19 protein-coding genes are annotated in these 16,590 nt (G+C 71.0%); 7 read left to right on the top strand and 12 right to left on the bottom strand.

Annotation, left to right across the window (positions count from 1 at the left end; translation table 11 throughout):
* Positions 1 to 7 precede the first annotated feature (7 nt).
* Entirely contained in the window at positions 8 to 664 is a 657-nt protein-coding gene (locus AVL59_RS13865; RefSeq protein ID WP_067303512.1) for a phosphatidylserine decarboxylase, read from the top strand.
* Between the two features lie 22 nt (positions 665 to 686).
* Positions 687 to 1,502 carry a CDP-diacylglycerol--serine O-phosphatidyltransferase gene (pssA, locus tag AVL59_RS13860; RefSeq protein ID WP_067303510.1) on the top strand — a complete coding sequence of 272 codons (816 nt, stop codon included), beginning with the start codon at positions 687 to 689 and terminating at the stop codon, positions 1,500 to 1,502.
* A gap of 71 nt (positions 1,503 to 1,573) precedes the next feature.
* On the opposite strand, the gene AVL59_RS13855 is transcribed toward pssA, so the two are convergent.
* Complete coding sequence (locus AVL59_RS13855; protein ID WP_067303508.1) at positions 1,574 to 2,710, bottom strand: glycerate kinase; 1,137 nt, start codon at positions 2,708 to 2,710, stop codon at positions 1,574 to 1,576.
* Positions 2,711 to 2,883: 173 nt separating this feature from the next.
* Between AVL59_RS13855 and AVL59_RS13850 the strand changes: the two genes are divergently transcribed.
* The 4 genes from AVL59_RS13850 (at position 2,884) to AVL59_RS47985 (ending at position 5,617) form a co-directional block, all read left to right on the top strand.
* Entirely contained in the window at positions 2,884 to 3,957 is a 1,074-nt protein-coding gene (locus tag AVL59_RS13850; RefSeq protein ID WP_067303505.1) for an ADP-ribosylglycohydrolase family protein, read from the top strand.
* Positions 3,958 to 3,985: 28 nt separating this feature from the next.
* Positions 3,986 to 4,480, top strand: coding sequence for an NUDIX domain-containing protein (locus AVL59_RS13845; protein WP_067303503.1), 495 nt, complete (start codon positions 3,986 to 3,988; stop codon positions 4,478 to 4,480).
* A gap of 78 nt (positions 4,481 to 4,558) precedes the next feature.
* Positions 4,559 to 5,284, top strand: coding sequence for an SIR2 family NAD-dependent protein deacylase (locus AVL59_RS13840; protein ID WP_067303500.1), 726 nt, complete (start codon positions 4,559 to 4,561; stop codon positions 5,282 to 5,284).
* 21 nt (positions 5,285 to 5,305) lie between these two features.
* Positions 5,306 to 5,617: a hypothetical protein gene (locus AVL59_RS47985; RefSeq protein ID WP_079146688.1), complete on the top strand. Its 312-nt coding sequence runs from the start codon at positions 5,306 to 5,308 to the stop codon at positions 5,615 to 5,617.
* Here the strand turns inward: AVL59_RS47985 and AVL59_RS13830 are convergent.
* From AVL59_RS13830 to AVL59_RS13790, 9 genes are all read right to left on the bottom strand, one after another.
* On the bottom strand, positions 5,541 to 6,299 hold the full coding sequence (locus AVL59_RS13830) for a terminase large subunit domain-containing protein (RefSeq protein WP_067303493.1): 759 nt from the start codon (positions 6,297 to 6,299) through the stop codon (positions 5,541 to 5,543). The two genes, AVL59_RS47985 and AVL59_RS13830, sit on opposite strands and share 77 nt — an antisense overlap.
* Positions 6,300 to 6,453: 154 nt before the next feature.
* Positions 6,454 to 7,026, bottom strand: a complete 573-nt coding sequence (locus AVL59_RS13825; protein WP_067303488.1) for an SUKH-4 family immunity protein — start codon at positions 7,024 to 7,026, stop codon at positions 6,454 to 6,456.
* 31 nt (positions 7,027 to 7,057) lie between these two features.
* A complete protein-coding gene (locus AVL59_RS13820; RefSeq protein WP_067303485.1) occupies positions 7,058 to 7,699 on the bottom strand; it encodes a nucleic acid/nucleotide deaminase domain-containing protein in 642 nt (213 codons plus the stop codon).
* A gap of 18 nt (positions 7,700 to 7,717) precedes the next feature.
* Positions 7,718 to 7,924: a hypothetical protein gene (locus AVL59_RS13815; protein WP_067303482.1), complete on the bottom strand. Its 207-nt coding sequence runs from the start codon at positions 7,922 to 7,924 to the stop codon at positions 7,718 to 7,720.
* Between the two features lie 156 nt (positions 7,925 to 8,080).
* Positions 8,081 to 8,803, bottom strand: a complete 723-nt coding sequence (locus AVL59_RS13810) for a hypothetical protein (RefSeq protein ID WP_067303481.1) — start codon at positions 8,801 to 8,803, stop codon at positions 8,081 to 8,083.
* A 588-nt stretch (positions 8,804 to 9,391) separates the two neighbouring features.
* Positions 9,392 to 9,904 (bottom strand): methylated-DNA--[protein]-cysteine S-methyltransferase, encoded by a 513-nt coding sequence (locus AVL59_RS13805; protein ID WP_067303480.1) that lies wholly within the window; start codon positions 9,902 to 9,904, stop codon positions 9,392 to 9,394.
* Positions 9,905 to 9,915: 11 nt separating this feature from the next.
* Complete coding sequence (locus AVL59_RS13800) at positions 9,916 to 11,391, bottom strand: AlkA N-terminal domain-containing protein (protein ID WP_067317247.1); 1,476 nt, start codon at positions 11,389 to 11,391, stop codon at positions 9,916 to 9,918.
* A 164-nt stretch (positions 11,392 to 11,555) separates the two neighbouring features.
* Entirely contained in the window at positions 11,556 to 11,990 is a 435-nt protein-coding gene (locus tag AVL59_RS13795) for a DUF7144 family membrane protein (RefSeq protein WP_067303477.1), read from the bottom strand.
* Positions 11,991 to 12,023: 33 nt separating this feature from the next.
* Positions 12,024 to 12,473, bottom strand: coding sequence for an SHOCT domain-containing protein (locus AVL59_RS13790; protein ID WP_067303474.1), 450 nt, complete (start codon positions 12,471 to 12,473; stop codon positions 12,024 to 12,026).
* 340 nt (positions 12,474 to 12,813) lie between these two features.
* Between AVL59_RS13790 and AVL59_RS13785 the strand changes: the two genes are divergently transcribed.
* Positions 12,814 to 13,485 (top strand): potassium channel family protein, encoded by a 672-nt coding sequence (locus AVL59_RS13785; RefSeq protein WP_308281838.1) that lies wholly within the window; start codon positions 12,814 to 12,816, stop codon positions 13,483 to 13,485.
* A gap of 28 nt (positions 13,486 to 13,513) precedes the next feature.
* On the opposite strand, the gene AVL59_RS13780 is transcribed toward AVL59_RS13785, so the two are convergent.
* Both AVL59_RS13780 and AVL59_RS13775 read right to left on the bottom strand, forming a co-directional pair.
* Positions 13,514 to 13,711, bottom strand: a complete 198-nt coding sequence (locus tag AVL59_RS13780) for a hypothetical protein (protein WP_067303468.1) — start codon at positions 13,709 to 13,711, stop codon at positions 13,514 to 13,516.
* 134 nt (positions 13,712 to 13,845) lie between these two features.
* A complete protein-coding gene (locus AVL59_RS13775; protein WP_067303467.1) occupies positions 13,846 to 16,521 on the bottom strand; it encodes a winged helix-turn-helix domain-containing protein in 2,676 nt (891 codons plus the stop codon).
* Between the last annotated feature and the right edge of the window lie 69 nt (positions 16,522 to 16,590).

Below are 16,590 nucleotides of genomic sequence, written 5' to 3'. Positions count from 1 at the left end.
GTCATCCATGCCCCACAGCCAAACCTCTGCACATCGAGACAGCCTGGCCGGCGTACGCCTCGCTCGCGGAGCATCGCCGTGGCTTCTCCCGACCGTCGCCACCGCAGCCGTCAGCCTTCTGCGCGCGCGCCGCTCCGGCACCGCCAAGGCCGTCGCCGTACCCGCCACCGCGCTCGCGGCGGGCATGCTGTGGTTCTTCCGCGACCCCGAGCGCGAGATCGCACAGGGCAGGGTCATCTCGCCCGCCGACGGTGTGGTGCAGAGCATCATGCCGTGGAAGGACGGACGTACCCGCGTCGCGATCTTCATGAGCCCGCTCAACGTCCACGTCAACCGCGCGCCCCTCGCGGGCACGGTGACGTCCGTCGAACACATCCCCGGTGGCTTCGTTCCCGCCTTCAACAAGGAGAGCGAGAACAACGAGCGCGTAGTCTGGCATTTCGACACCGAACTCGGCGACATCGAGATGATCCAGATCGCCGGCGCGGTGGCCCGCCGCATCGTGCCCTACATCCCGGAAGGCACGAAGGTCGAGCAGGGTGACCGTATCGGTCTGATCCGCTTCGGCTCGCGTGTCGACCTCTACCTGCCCGAGGGCGTGGAGGTCGCGGTCGAGGTCGGCCAGAAGACCGTGGCTGGGGTGACTCGCATTGACCGTGATTGATCCGGAGACCCAGGCGGGCTGGGTGCCCGAGGCCGAAGAGGTGGACGAAGAGGAGGAGATGCCTCTTTCTCTCCGCCTCTCAATAGCGGACACCCTCACCCTGGGCAACGCCACGTGCGGCTTCATGGCGGTGTACTTCACCACCACCGGCATTCTGATCCCGCACCTCACCGGCAGCCAGGAGTCCGGCATGGCCCGCCACAGCGCGGCCACGGCGGTCATCCTGATGCTCTGTGCGGCGGTGTTCGACCTGTTCGACGGACTGGTGGCGCGCAAGCTCCGCTCCTCGCCCATGGGTGCGGAGCTGGACAACCTCTCCGACCTGATCAGCTTCGGACTGGCGCCCGCGTACTTCGTCCTCGTTTACGGCATGGTCGCGGACGACGCGCACCAGCGAATGGCGGCGCTCGGGGCAATCGTGGTGCTCTTGGCCGTCGTCCTTCGTCTGGCGCGCTTCTCGTGTGTGACGCCGACGAACGGCATGTTCCAGGGCATGCCCTCGCCGTTCGGCGCGCTGACAGTGGTCTCGATCGTGCTGCTGGAGCTGCCCTTCGTGGCGACCCTGCTGGCGATCCTGGGCACCGCGTGGCTGATGGTGAGCCGCGTGGAGTACCCGAAGCCGCGGGGCCGCCTCGCGGGCGCGATGCTCTCCTGGATCGTGCTGTCCATGGGGCTGCTGGCCGCCTGGGCCTTCGACGCCCCGAGCGGTCAGCTGCTGCTCCAGACGGGATGTGCTCTGCAGCTGGTCATGGGTGCGGTGATTCCGCTGTTCGCCACGGCTCGCCGGGTGAACAACTTCCGTGACAACCGGCGTGAGGCGCGGGCGGCGCAGTCGTAGGGTTCCGCCGAGAGGGCCCCGAATCCAGTACGGATTCGGGGCCCTTCGCCATGCGTCCCACCGCTGGTGGCTCAGGACAAGTAGGCCTCGGCGATCTGGGTGGCGAGCCGCTCCAGGATCGGTCCGGCGTCCGCGATGCACTTGGCGACGTCGGGCTCGACCGAGGTGAGCGGATAGGCCCGCCCGATACCGGCCCGCAGCAACGCCTCCTCCGGCAGAGCGAGCCGCCCGCACACCGCGACGACCTCCTTGCCGGCCGCCCGAGCCGCCGCGGCCACTCCCGCCGGCGCCTTGCCGTGCAGCGTCTGCTCGTCCAGCGACCCCTCACCGGTGATCACCAGATCGGCCCGTTGCAGCGCCGGTGCGAAGCCGAGGACGTCCAGCATGACCTCGATGCCGGGGCGGAAGCGCGCGCCCAGGAGGAGCGCGCCGTAACCGATGCCGCCCGCGGCGCCCGCGCCCGGCGCCAGCGCGTACCCGGCGGCCCGCTGCCCCACGGCCTCCTCCAGCACCTTCGCGTAGTGCGCGAGAGCCGCGTCCAGGATGTCCACGTCGTCCGGTGAGGCCCCCTTCTGCGGGCCGTAGACCGCGGGCGCTCCCTTGGGGCCGGTCAGGGGGTTGTCGACATCGCTGGCGAGCACCAGCTCGACGGAGGAGAGACGGGGGTCCAGACCCGAGAGGTCCGCGTGGGCCAGCTCGGCGAGGCCGCCGCCGCCCGGCGCCACCGGCTCCCCGTCCTCGTCCAGGAACCGGGCGCCCAGCGCCGACAGCATCCCGGCGCCGCCGTCCGTCGTGGCGCTTCCGCCGACGCCGAACACGATCGTCCGCGCGCCCGCGTCCAGCGCGGCCCGCAGCAGCTCCCCGGATCCGTACGTGGAAGCGGTGAGCGGCGCGAAGACACCGGCCGGCAGCCGCTGCAGTCCGCTCGCCTCGGCCATCTCCACGACCGCCGTGCCGCCGCGCAGCGCGAACGCGGCCGTGACCTCCTGGCCGAGCGGCCCGGCGACCCGGACCTCCCGGCGCTCGAAACCGGCCGCGACCGCCGCGTCCACGGTTCCGTCACCGCCGTCGGCCACCGGCAGCGCCTCGACCTCGACGCCCGGCACGACCCGGCGCAGCCCGGCCGTCACCCGCTCGGCGACCTGCACGGCCGTCAGCGAGCCCTTGAACTTGTCCGCGGCGATGAGCACCCGACGGGTCTCGTTCACTGCAGCGTCCGCCACCTTGCTTTCCCCTTGCTCTCCGGGCCCCGCGTGTGTGAGCACGTCAGGGCCAGTCGCGCCGTTGCGACCTTAACCGGAGGACACCCTCGCCGTCATGCCCCGACCGAACCCTGGGAACGCGCCGGGAGGCGGCTCCGGAAAACGGGTACACCCCAGCCATGGGCAACCACGGCACCGGGCCGGACCTCGCCGACCGCATCCACGGCGGCTGGCTCGGCCGGATCGCGGGCAACATGCTCGGCAAACCGGTCGAGCAGGGCGAGGTGTGGACGCGTGAGCGCATCGACCGCTATCTGCGGCAGGCCGCCGCCCTGCCGCTCACCGACTACCTGCCCGAGCCCGCCGACGCGGCCGACGGCGCCGTACTGCGCCCGGAGTGGCGCCAGTGCGTGCGCGGCGGGATCCACGGCAGCTGCCGCGACGACGACGTCGACTACGCCATCCTCGGCCTGCACCTGCTGGAGACCCACGGCTTCGGCTTCAGCACCGAGCAGGTCGGCGATCTGTGGCTGCTCCGGCTGCCGTACCTGCAGACCTTCACCGCCGAGCGGGCGGCCTACCGCAATCTGGCGAACGGTCTGAAGCCGCCGCTGACGGCGACGTACGAGAACCCGTACCAGGAGTGGATCGGCGCGCTGATCCGCGCCGACGTCTACGGCTGGACCTGCCCCGGCGACCCGCGCCGCGCCGCCGCGCTGGCCCGCCGGGACGCGGTGCTGTCCCACACCGGCAACGGCGTCTACGGCGCGATGTTCGCGGCCGCGCTGATCGCGGCGGCGTTCACGGCGCCGGCCGTGCGGGAGGCGCTGGAGACCGCGCTCACGGTGGTCCCGGCGAGCAGCCGCCTGGCCCGTACCGTGCGCCGGGTGGTGTCCCTGCACGAGACCCGGCTGCCCTGGGAGGAGACGCTGACCACGGTGTCCGAGGAGACCGCCGGGCTGGGCTGGATCCACACCGTCCCGAACGCGGCGGTCCTCACGGCGGGTCTGCTGTACGGCGACGGCGACTTCACCCGAACCCTCGCCCTCACCGTCCGCGGCGGTCTGGACACCGACTCCAACGGCGCGACGGCCGGTTCGGTGGCCGGCGTGCTCACCGGCGAGGCGGCGATCCCGGCCCGCTGGAAGGACCCTTTGCAGGACACGGTCCGGAGCGCGGTGTTCGGCTTCGACGGCGTACGGATCAGTGCGCTGGCCGAGCGCACCCTGCGCCTGGCGACGGCCGGGCCGTAGCCGTCCGCGAGCTGGTTACCCTTCCTGAATGACCACGACTGACGACTTCGCCACGTACATCGCGAGCCTGCCCCGTGTCCTCGCCGGTGCCGCCGCGCTCTTCCGGGACGCCGAGGGACGCGTGCTGCTCGTCGAGCCCAACTACCGCGAGGGCTGGGCGCTTCCGGGCGGCACGATCGAGTCGGACGACGGCGAGACGCCGCGCCAGGGCGCCCGCCGGGAGACTCTGGAGGAGATCGGCCTCGACCGGGAGCTGGGCCGGCTGCTGGCGGTGGACTGGGTGCGCGGCACGGGGCGGCCGCCGCTGGTCGCGTACCTGTACGACGGCGGTGTCCTCACGGACGCCGAGTTCAAGGCCATCCGTCTGCAGGAGGAGGAACTGCTGTCCTGGCGGCTGGTGCCCCGCGAGGAGATCACCGGCCATCTGCCGGGCGCCCTCGGCCGCCGCGTCCTGACCGCTCTGGACGTCCTGGCGCAGAACACGGGCACGGCGGAGCTGGAGAACGGACACCGGGTGGCCTGACGCCGCCGCGGCACCGGAGCCGTTGCCCGGGCGATAAAGGTTCGCGGCGCCCGCCCGGCCCGGCCTACCCTCGACGGCATGACCAAGCCCCTCGTCGCCGTGCTCAGCGGGGCCGGCATCTCCACCGACTCCGGCATCCCGGACTACCGCGGGCCGAACGGGCTGTGGCGGAAGGATCCCGAGGCCGAGAAGCTCGTGACGTACGAGTACTACATGGGCGATCCGGAGATCCGCCGGCGGTCGTGGCAGATGCGCCGCAAGAACCGCACGCTGCGGGCCGAGCCCAACGCCGCGCATGTGGCCATCGCCGAGCTGGAGCGGTCCGGCATACCGGTGCGGGTGATCACGCAGAACGTGGACGGTCTGCACCAGCTCGCCGGGACGCCCGCCCGCAAGGTGCTCGAACTGCACGGCAGCGCGCGCAGTGTCGTGTGCACCAAGTGCCACGCGCGCGGGCCGATGGAGGACGCCCTCGCCCGGGTCGAGGCCGGCGAGGACGATCCGCCGTGCCTGGAGTGCGGCGGCGTCCTGAAGTCGGCGACGGTCATGTTCGGGGAGCGGCTGGACCCGGTGGTCCTCGGCGAGGCCGTGGCGATCAGCAAGGCGTGCACCCTGTTCCTCGCCGTCGGCTCCAGCCTCCAGGTGCAGCCCGCCGCCGGCCTCGCCGGGATCGCCGCCGACCACGGCGCACGGCTCGTCATCGTCAACGCCGAGCCGACGCCCTACGACGAGCGCGCCGACGAGATCGTCCGGGAACCCATCGGCACCGCGCTGCCCAGGCTGCTGCGCACCCTGAGCGGCTGAGTCGAGGAACGCACCGCACCGATGCCCCGCCCCCATCACCCGGACGACGACCGCGGTTGCCTGCGCATGGTGCTCGCCGTGCCCCTCGCCCTTCTCACCCTCGTCGCCGCGTTCTTCTGCTGGACGGCACTGACCGTTCGGCCGTCCGGGCCGTGGGACGACGACGCGTACAGGGGCATCGTCCTGTCGTGCGTCTTCGCGATCGGAGCCGCTGTTTCGGCGGCGGCGTTGTGGGCGCTGCCGTCGGTGCGCCGGATCATGGGGTGGTGGTGGGCAGGTCCGGCCCTGTTGCTCGGAGCGGTCGCGGCCGTGCGCTGGGTGATGGGCGGCTAGGCCCTGTGCCCGCCCGGTCCCGGGAGGCCTGGGATCGTCGCGGCTCACGTGGGCTTCGCAGCGGCTTCGGCGTCGTGGAGATAGCGACCTGTAGGGTGTCCACCTCGCGCAGGCAGAACCACACCATGTCGTACACCTCCTGCGCGGTGTGCCGGGACCAGGCCCCGTACTCGTCGCACCAGGCCTTGTCGAACGCCCAGCCACGCAGGTTGTCCGGCGTCTCCGCACCGAACCCGCGTATCCGCGTGCCGTTCTTCAGCCGCAGCGTCGTCTCGCCCAGCGACGAGTTGTACTTGGCCACGTCCTCTGGCGGGATCACCGACAACAGGCCGGACTTCGGGGAGTCGAAGCAGATGTCGCGCACCAGGGTGGCGTTCTTCGCGACCACAGCGATCTGCAACCCGGGCGTCTTCGCCCACTCCCTGACCGTCTCTGCCGCCGTACGACTCTTCCCCCAGCCGCGCCCGGTCAGCAACATCCACACCGTCCACAACCACGACGGCTGTCGCTGCGCCGCGCGAGCATGGTGGTGCCGCCAGCCCTCATACGGCAGCCCGTCACAGCCCGGCACCTCGCACGCCCAGCGTCGTGCCGACAGCTCATCGGCTCGCAGCAGCTCGGCAACCTCGGCCTTCAGCTGCTCCAGGCTCATCACCAACGGGGCGGTGAAGCTCTCGATCATCTGGCGCTTCGCCCGCCCCCGGAGAATTCGGTACGGGGAATTATATGACGCTCAAACCACACCTAGCGGGGAAAATCTTGATCGTCGACAGCTTAGGCGGCCCACCCCTCTCGGGGCGAGCCGCTCGGTCGGACCATGGATGAGACGAGATCGTTCAGGACCACATGCCGGCTGCCATGTCATCCAGGACGGCCGGCCAGACGCTGTTCCCGCTGAAAGGGAGCGGGTCACGCTCCTCCACAAAGGCGCGGATGCCGTCCAACGATTCTGCGAGCCGCTCGAAGTCGTCTTCTTCGTTTTCCTCGTCGTCGCTCCAGTCGAATTCCTTCAGCAGGCGATGCAATGCGAAGGCGAGGTAGGCGAGAGAGGAGATATCCGTGTGGAGATCCTGAACGAGACCACCGTTCTCGGAGAATCCGTGCACCTTTCCGGTCTTCGGATCGAGAGCCAGGTGCGTCTGCGGGATCCAGCCGAACACCACCCATGCTTCGCAGCCGGGCGGAGCCTCGTACCCCGCGAGGTCAATTTTGTCGTCGACGAGAGGAAAGCGCCCGGAGTCCATTCGCTTCTGCGGCTGGAAGGCGCCCGTCGGAATTCCAACCGAAAGCAGCACCTGCGCCGAAGGTGAGTCGTCCGGCGCGTCTCCCAAGGAGCCGGCAGGCGCGACGAAAATGGCTCCTTCGCCAAGAGACGAGATCATCTCTTCTCGGGAAAGTTCGAACAGCACGGAATCCTCGTTGCTCTCCCGCTATCGAGGGTCAGGGAAGGAATTTGTTCTCGGACTGGCCGAGGTTGATCATAGTGTTGCTGGTCCCTCCGCTCACGCCGTGATCCTTCCACTGCTGGTGCAGCCACTTGACGTACGCTCTGTGCTCTCGATCTTGCCTGTACTTGCTGAGTTCCGTACCGTCGGGGCGCATTTCGTCCTGATCGTACTTGGCGCTATGTGTGACGTCCATATCCTTGTCGAAGTGCTCCGCCAACCACTGGTCACAATACATATTGCCTTCTTGGCATGGCTCACGTTCCGTGTACAGTGATCTGACGTTTGCTTTTTCCTCGGACTTTAGGATCGGATACCCGAGCATTCTCTCTGAGTGTACGGGATCGCTGGTGCCGACCAGGATCAACCGCCGCCCCTTCTCGTCGTCGAAGAGGACTGAGGCATAGTTCGCCCCGCCGCGTTTGTATACCTCGGGACGTTCATGAGCGTTGTAGAACCGGGCGATTTGTGTGGCGCGCGCGAGGTCGGTCGAACCCGGAGGGGTCTTGTTCGAGGTGACGCGTGCCAGGATCGACGCGGTGTCCGGCGCGTAGTCCGCGAGGGATTCGGCGAGGGGTATACGGAGAGTGGCGTCAACGCGCTGGCTGTTCTTTGCCAGGCTCTCGCCGACAGCCACCAGAACGGTCTTGATCGTCTACGCCTGCTGGAGCGAGTGCCGGTGAGGCTCGGCGTCCACGGTGGCCTTCTCTACGACCGCCCCGAGTTCGGAACAGCTCATCCCGGACCGGTAGCCGCCGCCCAGCGCCGAGTGAAGACGCTTGTCACCGAGCAAGTCGTCGCACATTCCCGCGTGCCCGTCCGAGCCCAGAAGCAGCCATGCCGCGACACCACCGGCCGCCATCGCACAAGCGACGACGGCGGCGATGACGATGCGAAGACGCCGTAGGCGGCAAAAGGGCGCTTCAGATATGGATTTCCATGAAGAAGTGCCAGACCGGGACGGCGGGGGGCGATGTCCGAGAAGCAGTGCACCCGGTTCGGAGCCCAGCGCCTCAGATCACCGCAGCGTGTCGAGGGCCTCGCCACGGGCCCCGATCGCGCTGTCGCGGGACTCGTCGGGCAGTGAGTCCCGCATACCAGCCCCCAGCTCCAGCGCCCGAGCCCACGACCGGGTCATGTCCTTGCTCTGCGCTTCCAACTGTGTGAGCGGGTCCTTCGAGCCTGCGCCCTTCAGTTCCCGTTTCCATGAGTACAGCAGGTGACCAACTGGATCCTGATGGTAGGCGGGCGGTGCCTCCGCGTTCGCCGCGAGGCGCGCGACGACGTCCGCACCCCATTTCCCTCCCTCGGTCTGCCGTTTGTCCTGCGTGACGTTCTGGGCCACACCGTCCAGGGAACCGAGGATCCGACCGGCCAGTTTGGCGCGCAGGCCGAGCGTGACCTTGTCTGCGGTGCGGGGGGTCGCCACGAAGTCGGCCGCGATGTGCCGGGTGGCAGCCTCGCGCATCGTGGCGTACGCACCAGGGCTGTCCGACAGTCCGCGCACGACATGGAGCAGGGAATCCACCGAGACGGACATGTGCACGCCGGCCCGATCCTGCCACGGGGAGGTGTTCTGGGTGTCTGCGCGAATGTAGTCGACGTTCACGGAGGTGAGGATCTGGTCCGTGTCGTCCGCGTAGTCGGCCAGTGCTTCGGCGAAGGGAACGGCGAGGGCGGGGTCCATTCCATGCGCGCCCGTACCGACCTTGTCATCCATGGCCAACAACAGGTTCTGCATGGAGCGTGCCTGCTGAAGGGAGTGCTTCCCCGCCGAAGTACCCGTGGTGGCCCGCTTGGCGGCCGCGCCCAGTTCTGAGCAGCTCAGATCACTCCGGCACTGCTGTCCCAGTGCCGAGCGCGCCCTCTTGTCCCCCAATAGCTTCCGGCACAGCCCGGAGTCTCCGGCCTGGCCCAGCAACAACCAGGTTGCGGCACATTGAGAACCGGCTCGTACTGCTTCAGCCCGGCCACCCACCGCTGATCCGCCAAGGCCGTCGAGCGTGCGGCTTCGAACGCTGCCACGGCCCCGTCCAGTTCATCAGGCAGGAACATCAGCTGCACGCTGGCGAAGTCGAGGTTGGCCTCACCGAGGCTGGCAACGTCCGCGAGCCGGAAAGCAACAGGAGCCCCAGGCCACGCCCGACGTTCCCAGCGATGACCTAGGCAAGACGGCCGCCTGACCGCACGTTCCCAGCGCGTTCCCATCTGACGTAACGAAGGCCCTCCGTGAAGATCACGGAGGGCCTTCGCCACCTCACGCAAGGCTCTGACCTGGTGTATCTCGGTGCCCCGGCAGGCGAGAGGGGGCGGGGCAGCTGGATTCGAATCAGCGTGTTCTGGTCTCGAAGTCCAGCAGCCGCCGCTTGCGGTCGAGGCCGCCGCCGTAGCCCGTGAGGTCGCCGCCCGCGCCGATGACGCGGTGGCAGGGCACGATGATGCCGATCGGGTTCTTGCCGTTGGCGAGGCCGACCGCGCGGGACGCCTTGGGGTTGCCGAGGGCATCGGCGAGTTCGCCGTAGGAGCGGGTCTCGCCGTACGGGATGCGGGTCAGCTGGTCCCAGACAGCGCGCTGGAACGTGGTGCCGTGCAGGCGCAGTTCGACGGTGAACTCCTTCAACTCGCCCGCGAAGTAGGCCGAGAGCTGCTCCTCGGCCTCGCCGAAGAGAGTGTCCTCGCTCCCCCACGCCCGGCTTCGCTCGCGCGGGGGGACACCCATGCCGAAGGTCTCCTCGGGCGGCCGGTGACGCTGACCGGTCATGTAGAGGCCGCACAGGACGCCGTCGTCGGCGACGAGGGTGAGGGGGCCGTAGGGGCTGTCGATCACGGTGTGCTGCTTCATCGCGGAGATCCTTACACGGGCAGGAAGTTGATCGGGTGGCTGTCCGTCGCCCACAGGTACTGGACCGCGTAGGCCCGCCAGGGCCGCCAGGCCTCGGCGCGGGCGGTCAGCGCGGCCGGGGTGGCGGGCAGGCCCAGCTCCCCTGCGGCGCGCCGGATGCCGAGGTCGGTGGGGAGGAAGGCGTCGGGGTCACCAAGGGCGCGCATGGCGATGACGTCGACCGTCCAGGGCCCGAAGCCGGGCAGGCCGAGCAGGCGTGCGCGGGCCTCGGCCCAGTCGGAATCCACGCCCAGGTGGAGGGCGCCGTCGGCGAGTTGACGCACGAGCGTGGTGAAGGTGGTGCGCCGGGTGCGGGGCATGGCCAGGGTCTCGGGGTCCACGGAGGCCAGCGCCTCGGGGGACGGGAAGAGGTGGGTGAGGCCGCCTTCGGGGTCGTCCAGGGGTTTGCCGTGCGCGGTGACCAGGCGGGCCGCGTGGGTGCGGGCGGCGGCCGTGGAGACCTGCTGCCCGAGCACGGCGCGGACGGCGAACTCGGCCTCGTCGACCGTGCGCGGCACCCGGCGGCCGGGTGCCCTCTCGACCAGGGGCGCGAGGAACGGGTCCGAGCGCAGCTGGTCGTCGACGGCGACCGGGTCGGCGTCCAGGTCGAGCATCCGCCGGCAGCGGCTGATCGCCACGGTCAGATCGCGCAGATCGCTCAGGGTGAGCCGGCAGGCGATGTGGTCGGGCCGGGGCGTGAGCGCGACGATCCCGTGTCCGTACGGCAGCCGCAGCGTGCGCCGGTATGCGCCGTCCCGCCACTCCTCCACGCCGGGTACGGCCGTGGCGGCCAGGTGGCCGAAGAGGTTGTCGGGGTTGAGCGGGGCACGGAACGGCAGCCGCAGTACGAAGGTGCCGGGGGTGCCCGCGGTGCCGGCGGCGTTCTTCGGCGCCCTGGCGCGCAGTTCGCTCGGGGACAGGGCGAAGACCTCGCGCACGGTGTCGTTGAAGGTGCGGATGGAGGAGAAGCCGGCCGCGAAGGCGATCTCCGCCATGGGCAGCGTGGTCGTCTCGACGAGCAGCCGCGCGGTCTGGGCGCGCTGCGCGCGGGCCAGCGCGAGGGGGCCCGCGCCCAGTTCTGCGAGCAGTTGCCGCTCCACCTGCCGGGTGCTGTACCCGAGTCGGGCGGCGAGGCCCGGCACGCCCTCGCGGTCCACGATCCCGTCGGCGATCAGCCGCATCGCCCGGGCCACCAGGTCGGCCCGCTGGTTCCACTCCGGGGAGCCGGGGCTGGTGTCGGGGCGGCAGCGCTTGCAGGCCCGGAACCCGGCCTGCTGGCAGGCCGCGGCGCTCGGGTAGAACGTCATGTTCTCCGCCTTGGGCGGGACGACCGGGCAGCTGGGCCGGCAGTAGATACGGGTGGTCAGGACGGCTGTGAAGAACCATCCGTCGAAGCGCGCGTCCTTGGACTGCGCGGCGCGTACGCACTGCTCCCTGTCGAGGTGCATCGCTGTCTGCATGGGTCCAGCATTGTCCACGCCCGGGACCGGCCGCTGGCGGGAATCCGACACGTACGTGCCGTTGGCCTGCGCCGCCGCCATGCTACGGGCAGAGGAATGCGGGGCGCGGCGCCGCAGAGCAGGAGCAGCCGCGCCCCGGGGTCGTCAGGCGGTCAGGCGGCCTGTGACCCTTGCGGAGAGGTGTCGCTCCGGACCACGCACAGGGCCCAGATGACGAAGCCGGAGATCGCGATCATCACCACCGACCAGACCGGGGAGTACGGCAGGGAGAGGAAGTTGGCGATGATGATCAGACCGGCGATGGTCACACCGGCGACCCGTGCCCACGTCGACGGCTGGAGCAGTCCGAGGCCGACGATCATGGCGAGTATGCCGAGGGCCAGATGGATCCAGCCCCAGCCGGTGAGGTCGAACCTGAAGACGTAGTTCGGCGTGGTGACGAAGATGTCGTCCTGGGCGATCCCCATGATGCCTCTGAAGAGGTCCAGTACCCCGGTGATCATGAGCATCACGGCGGCGAAGGTCGTCAGGCCACTGGCCCAGGCCAGCCGGGTCGTTTGCGTTTGTGTACGGTGTGTCGCGGACATCCCGTTTCCTCGTTTCGATCTCGTCGGATGTGCTCAGCGAGGGGCGGAGCCCGTTCCGCCGGCGGAACCGTGGCCGCTGAGGACCAGTTCCTTCGCCCTGCGGAACTCCTCCTCGGAGATGTCTCCGCGGGCCTTGATCTCGGACAGCCTGGCCAGCTCGTCGACGCTGCTCGTCCCGCCCTGGGCGGTCTCGCGGATGTAGGCGTCGAACGCCTTCTGCTGCGCCCGGGCCTGTTCCACCTCACGGCGGCCCATGTCCTTGCCGCGGGCGATCACATAGACGAGGACGCCGAGGAACGGCACCACGATCACGAACAGCAGCCAGCCGGCCTTGGCCCAGCCGTTCATGCTGTCGTCGCGGAAGATGTCGAAGATGATCCTGAACAGCAGGACGAACCACATGATCCAGAGGAAGAAGACCAGCATGGTCCAGAAGGCGCTCAGCAGCGGATAGTCGTACGCGAGGTACGTCTGGGCGGTCATGGCACTCCTCCGTTCCGGGCTGGGGCCCGGCAGACGTTTCGCTGCCGTTTTCAGCGTGGGCACGGCAAGGAGCGCGCGCCTCACCCGGGAGGGGTGAGCGTCCGGCGCATCGGGCGCCGCCGGACGCGGGAGACCGCGGGCCGGTCGCGGTCCGTGGACCGCCGCGGAACGGCGCGCCACGGTCCCACGGGTCTCACCCGCACCCCTCCAGGGCCCGGTCACCCACGACGGGTGATCCCCGCGCGGCGCCGTGGCGATGGGCTGTGGTGGTCCGCGGGCACCGGACCGGAGGCGGCGAAGAGAGCCGACCGGAGCGAAAAGAGCCGAGATGAGAGAACCCGTGACTGCCCGCCCGGAGCAGCCCGGGGGCGGCCGGGGGGACCGGCCGCGCCTCCCGGTTCCCCGGCCGGGCATGTGGGCGACGGTGCAGGCCGCGGTCCGGCCGCTGCTCATCACGGCGGGCTTGATCACCGCCTACTACCTGCTGCCCCTCGACAGCCGGGGCGCCGGCGCCGCCTCGGTGATCCTGGCGCTCGGGCTGCTCGGGGTGGGGCTGGTGTTCGCCTGGGAGATCCGGGCCATCATGCGCTCGCCCTATCCGCGGCTGCGGGCCGTCGAGGCGCTGGTCGCCACGCTGGCGCTGTTCCTGATGCTCTTCTCCTGCGCCTACTACATCCTGGACAGCACCACCACGGGCTCGTTCAACGAACCGCTGACCAGGACGGACGCCCTGTACTTCACGCTCAGCACGTTCAGCACCGTCGGCTACGGCGACATCGTCGCCCGTTCGCAGGCGGCCCGACTGGTGACCATGATCCAGATGAGCTGCGGGCTGCTCCTGGCCGGCATCGCCCTTCGCGTGCTCACGGGCGCGGTCACGGCGGGGCTGCTGCGCAAGCACTCCGCGGAGCCGGGACGGACGGCCGGGACGGACGACGGCGCATCCGACGGCTCCGAGAGCTCCGAGAGCTCCGACGACTCCGGCGGACCCGGGCGCGACGTCGAGCCCTGACCCCGCCTCGGCGGGCCGTACGCACCGCTCACTCCGGCAGCTGGCGCATCTCCAGGACCCGCAGCCCGAGGGACCGGCACCGGGCCAGCAGGCCGAACAGATGAGCCTCGTCCACGACGCGTCCGAACAGCAGCGTCTGCTCGGACGTCACGACATGCTCCAGCTCCGGAAAGGCCTTGGACAGCGTCTCCGACATGCGGCCGTCGACACGGATCTCATAGCGCATGGCCTGTTCTCCCGCCGCGGGCGTACTGCGCCTTGGTCGCGATCCTCCGCCTCCCCAGGGCCCCGGGCCTCACCCGGCGCAGGTGATACCGGTGCCACGCGCAGGGGCGAGGGATGGCGCGCGGTCGTGCCGGATCAGAGCAGGCGCAGCTCGCGCGCCCGGCGTACCGCGTCGCTGCGGCGGTTCACGGCCAGCTTCCGGTAGACGCTCTTGAGATGCGTCTTGACCGTGTTCACCGACAGGGTCAGGTCGGCGGCGATCTCCTCCGTGGACATCATCCGGGACAGCCGCAGCAGCACGTCCCGCTCGCGTCCGCTCAGCTCCTCCACGACCAGTGGGGACACCTGCGGCGCCGCGGCACCGGGCGCGTCCTTCCCGCCGGGCGGGAGGATCAGCCAGCCCGCGGCCAGCTCGTCCAGCGGGGGTGTCTCCAGCAGCAGCCGCACCTGCGGTCCGGCGTCCAGGAAGGGGCGCCGCAGTCGGTCCCGCCGCGCCTGCAGCAGGGCCCGGGCGAGCAGCCGGCGGGCGGTGTCGGTGTCGCCCGCCTCGTGTGCGGCCCGGGCGCGCACCAGCGCCGTGCGGACGGCGACCGCCGGGCCCGTCCCGTTGTGTCCGTGCAGGGCGTCGAGCGTGTGCAGGGCCGCGTCGCGATTTCCGGCGGCCAGGTGCGCCCAGGCCAGCTCGGCCGCGTACGGCCGCCCGTCGCAGGGAATGTCGTCCAGCACCTTCGAGGCGCTGTCCGGCCTGCCTTCGGCGAGGTGGGCGGCCGAGGCGATGAGGGCCGTGTGGGCCTGGGCCCAGGGGCAGGCCGCATCGGCCGCCACCGAGAGCTCGGCGGCCGCGGCGGCAGCCTGTGGGTCGCCCCGGGCCAGCAGCAGGCGCGCGCAGGCGAGGGCCCGGCCCGCCGTGGCCACCGGGTCGCGTCCGGCGGGGCAGATCTCGGCGGCCTCGTCGAGGAGCGCCCGCGCCTGTGCCAGCTCGTCGCGGTCCACGGCCACGGCGGCCAGGACGGTGTGGCCGAGACCGGTGCCGGAGGGCCGGGGCTCAAGACGGCGCTCCGCGTCGCCGAGCGCAGCCCGCGCCTTGCGTTCCGCGCGTCCCGGCCAGCCGTTCAGGTAGTCGATGAGCGCCAGGTGCCCCAGGGACTCCTCACGGGGCAGGGTGGTCGCGGCCGTGCCCGGTCCGTCGGCCACGGCGGACAGGACGGCGCGCGCCGCATCGAGGCGTCCGGCCCACAGACGGGCCGAGCCCAGGTGGGTGAGGAGCAGGGCGGCGAGTTCGGGGTGTTTGCGCAGCAGGTGCTCGGGGACCTCGCCGCGCAGGTCCTCCGCCGTCCGCGCGACCAGTTCCGCCGCGCCCGGCGAGCCGCTCAGCCGGGCCGCGAGGACGTCGAGCAGCGCGCAGCTCAGCCGGGCCGCCGCGGCCGAGCCGTCCCCGGCCGCGTCGGCCAGCGTCCGCTCGGCGCGGCGCAGGTGGGCGAGGCCGTGGTCGAGGTCGCAGCGGGCCAGGTCGCGCGCGGCCCGTACCAGGTCCGCCGCCGCACCGGTGGCCTCGGGCCCCATCGAGCGGAAGAGTCCGTCCAGGTCGTCGCGGCGCAGCCCGGTGAAGAGCTGCCCGATCGCCAGGTCGTCGACGAGGGCACCGGCGGTCAGGTCCCAGTCGCCCGCCGCGGCCCCGTGGGCCAGCGTCTCGGACAGGGAACCCGTTTCGCGCAGCCACACGGCGGCCCGCCGGTGCAGCTCCGGCTCCAGTTCGGGGGAGCGTTCGCGCAGATGGGCGCGGAGGATCTCGGCGAACAGCGGATGCAGCCGGTACCACCGGTGCCCCAGGTCCTCGACGAAAGCGTTCTGACGGTGGAGCCCGGCGAGGACGGGCTCGCTTCCGCCGCGACCGGTGAGCGCGTCGGCCAGCTCGGGCCGGAAGCGCTCCAGGACGCTGACGCGGAGCAGCAGGTCCTGGGTCCGTGCGGGCTGCCGTTTGAGCACCTCGGCCAGGAGGTAGTCGGCGACCGTGCTGCGGGCCGCCTCGAACTCCTTCAGGTAGGTCTGCGGGTCCTCGGTCTCCCGCGCGGCCAGGGCGCACAGCCGCAGCCCGGCGGCCCAGCCCCGGGTGCGGGTGACCAGGGCGCGGGTGGCCTCGGCCGGCAGGTGCAGACCGTGCAGGTCCAGGAGGGCCGAGGCTTCCTCGGGGGTGAAGGCCAGTTCGGCGTCACGGATCTCGGTGATGGCGCCCGCCACCCGGTAGCGGTGCAGCGGCAGCAACGGCTCGGTGCGGGTGACCAGTACCAGCCGCATGCCGTCGGCGGCGTGGTGCAGGACGAACTCCAGTTCCTCCGCGATCTGGGGGGCGGTGACACGGTCGAACTCGTCGAGCACGACCAGCAGCGGCCCGGCGGCTTCGCTCAGCGCCGCGGCCAGGCGCGCCAGCAGCCCGTGGTCCACCCGGTCGGCGTCCGCCGGGCAGCCGATGGCGTCGGGCAGCGGTGCGCCGGTGGCGCGCAGCGCCTGGAGCAGGTGCGCCCAGAACACTCCGGAGCTGTCGTCCTCGGCCTCGGTGGTCATCCAGGCGACCGGGCGGTGCAGACGGGCGGCCCAGTCGGCGACCAGCAGGGTCTTGCCGGCCCCGGCCGAGCCGTTGACCATCGTCAGCGGGGTCCGCGCCGCCTGGTCCAGGTGCTCCAGCAGCCGGTCGCGGCGCAGGAAGGTGGCCGGCCGGGCCGGCGGCGCGAAGCGGGTGTGGAGGAACGGCTCCCCCAGCGGATCGGCGTACGCGGCCTGTCCTGTGCGCCGGTCGTCGTCCGTCGTCGCCATGGCTCTCACCGCCTGTCCGTCGGATCAGGGGCAGCGCTTCCCGTGTCACCAGGATCCCAGCCTTCCGGC

The sequence above is a fragment of the Streptomyces griseochromogenes genome (assembly GCF_001542625.1).
GTDB lineage: Bacteria > Actinomycetota > Actinomycetes > Streptomycetales > Streptomycetaceae > Streptomyces > Streptomyces griseochromogenes.
Note: the sequence above shows the minus strand (reverse complement) of the source record. Positions and strands in the feature narration are given on the sequence as shown.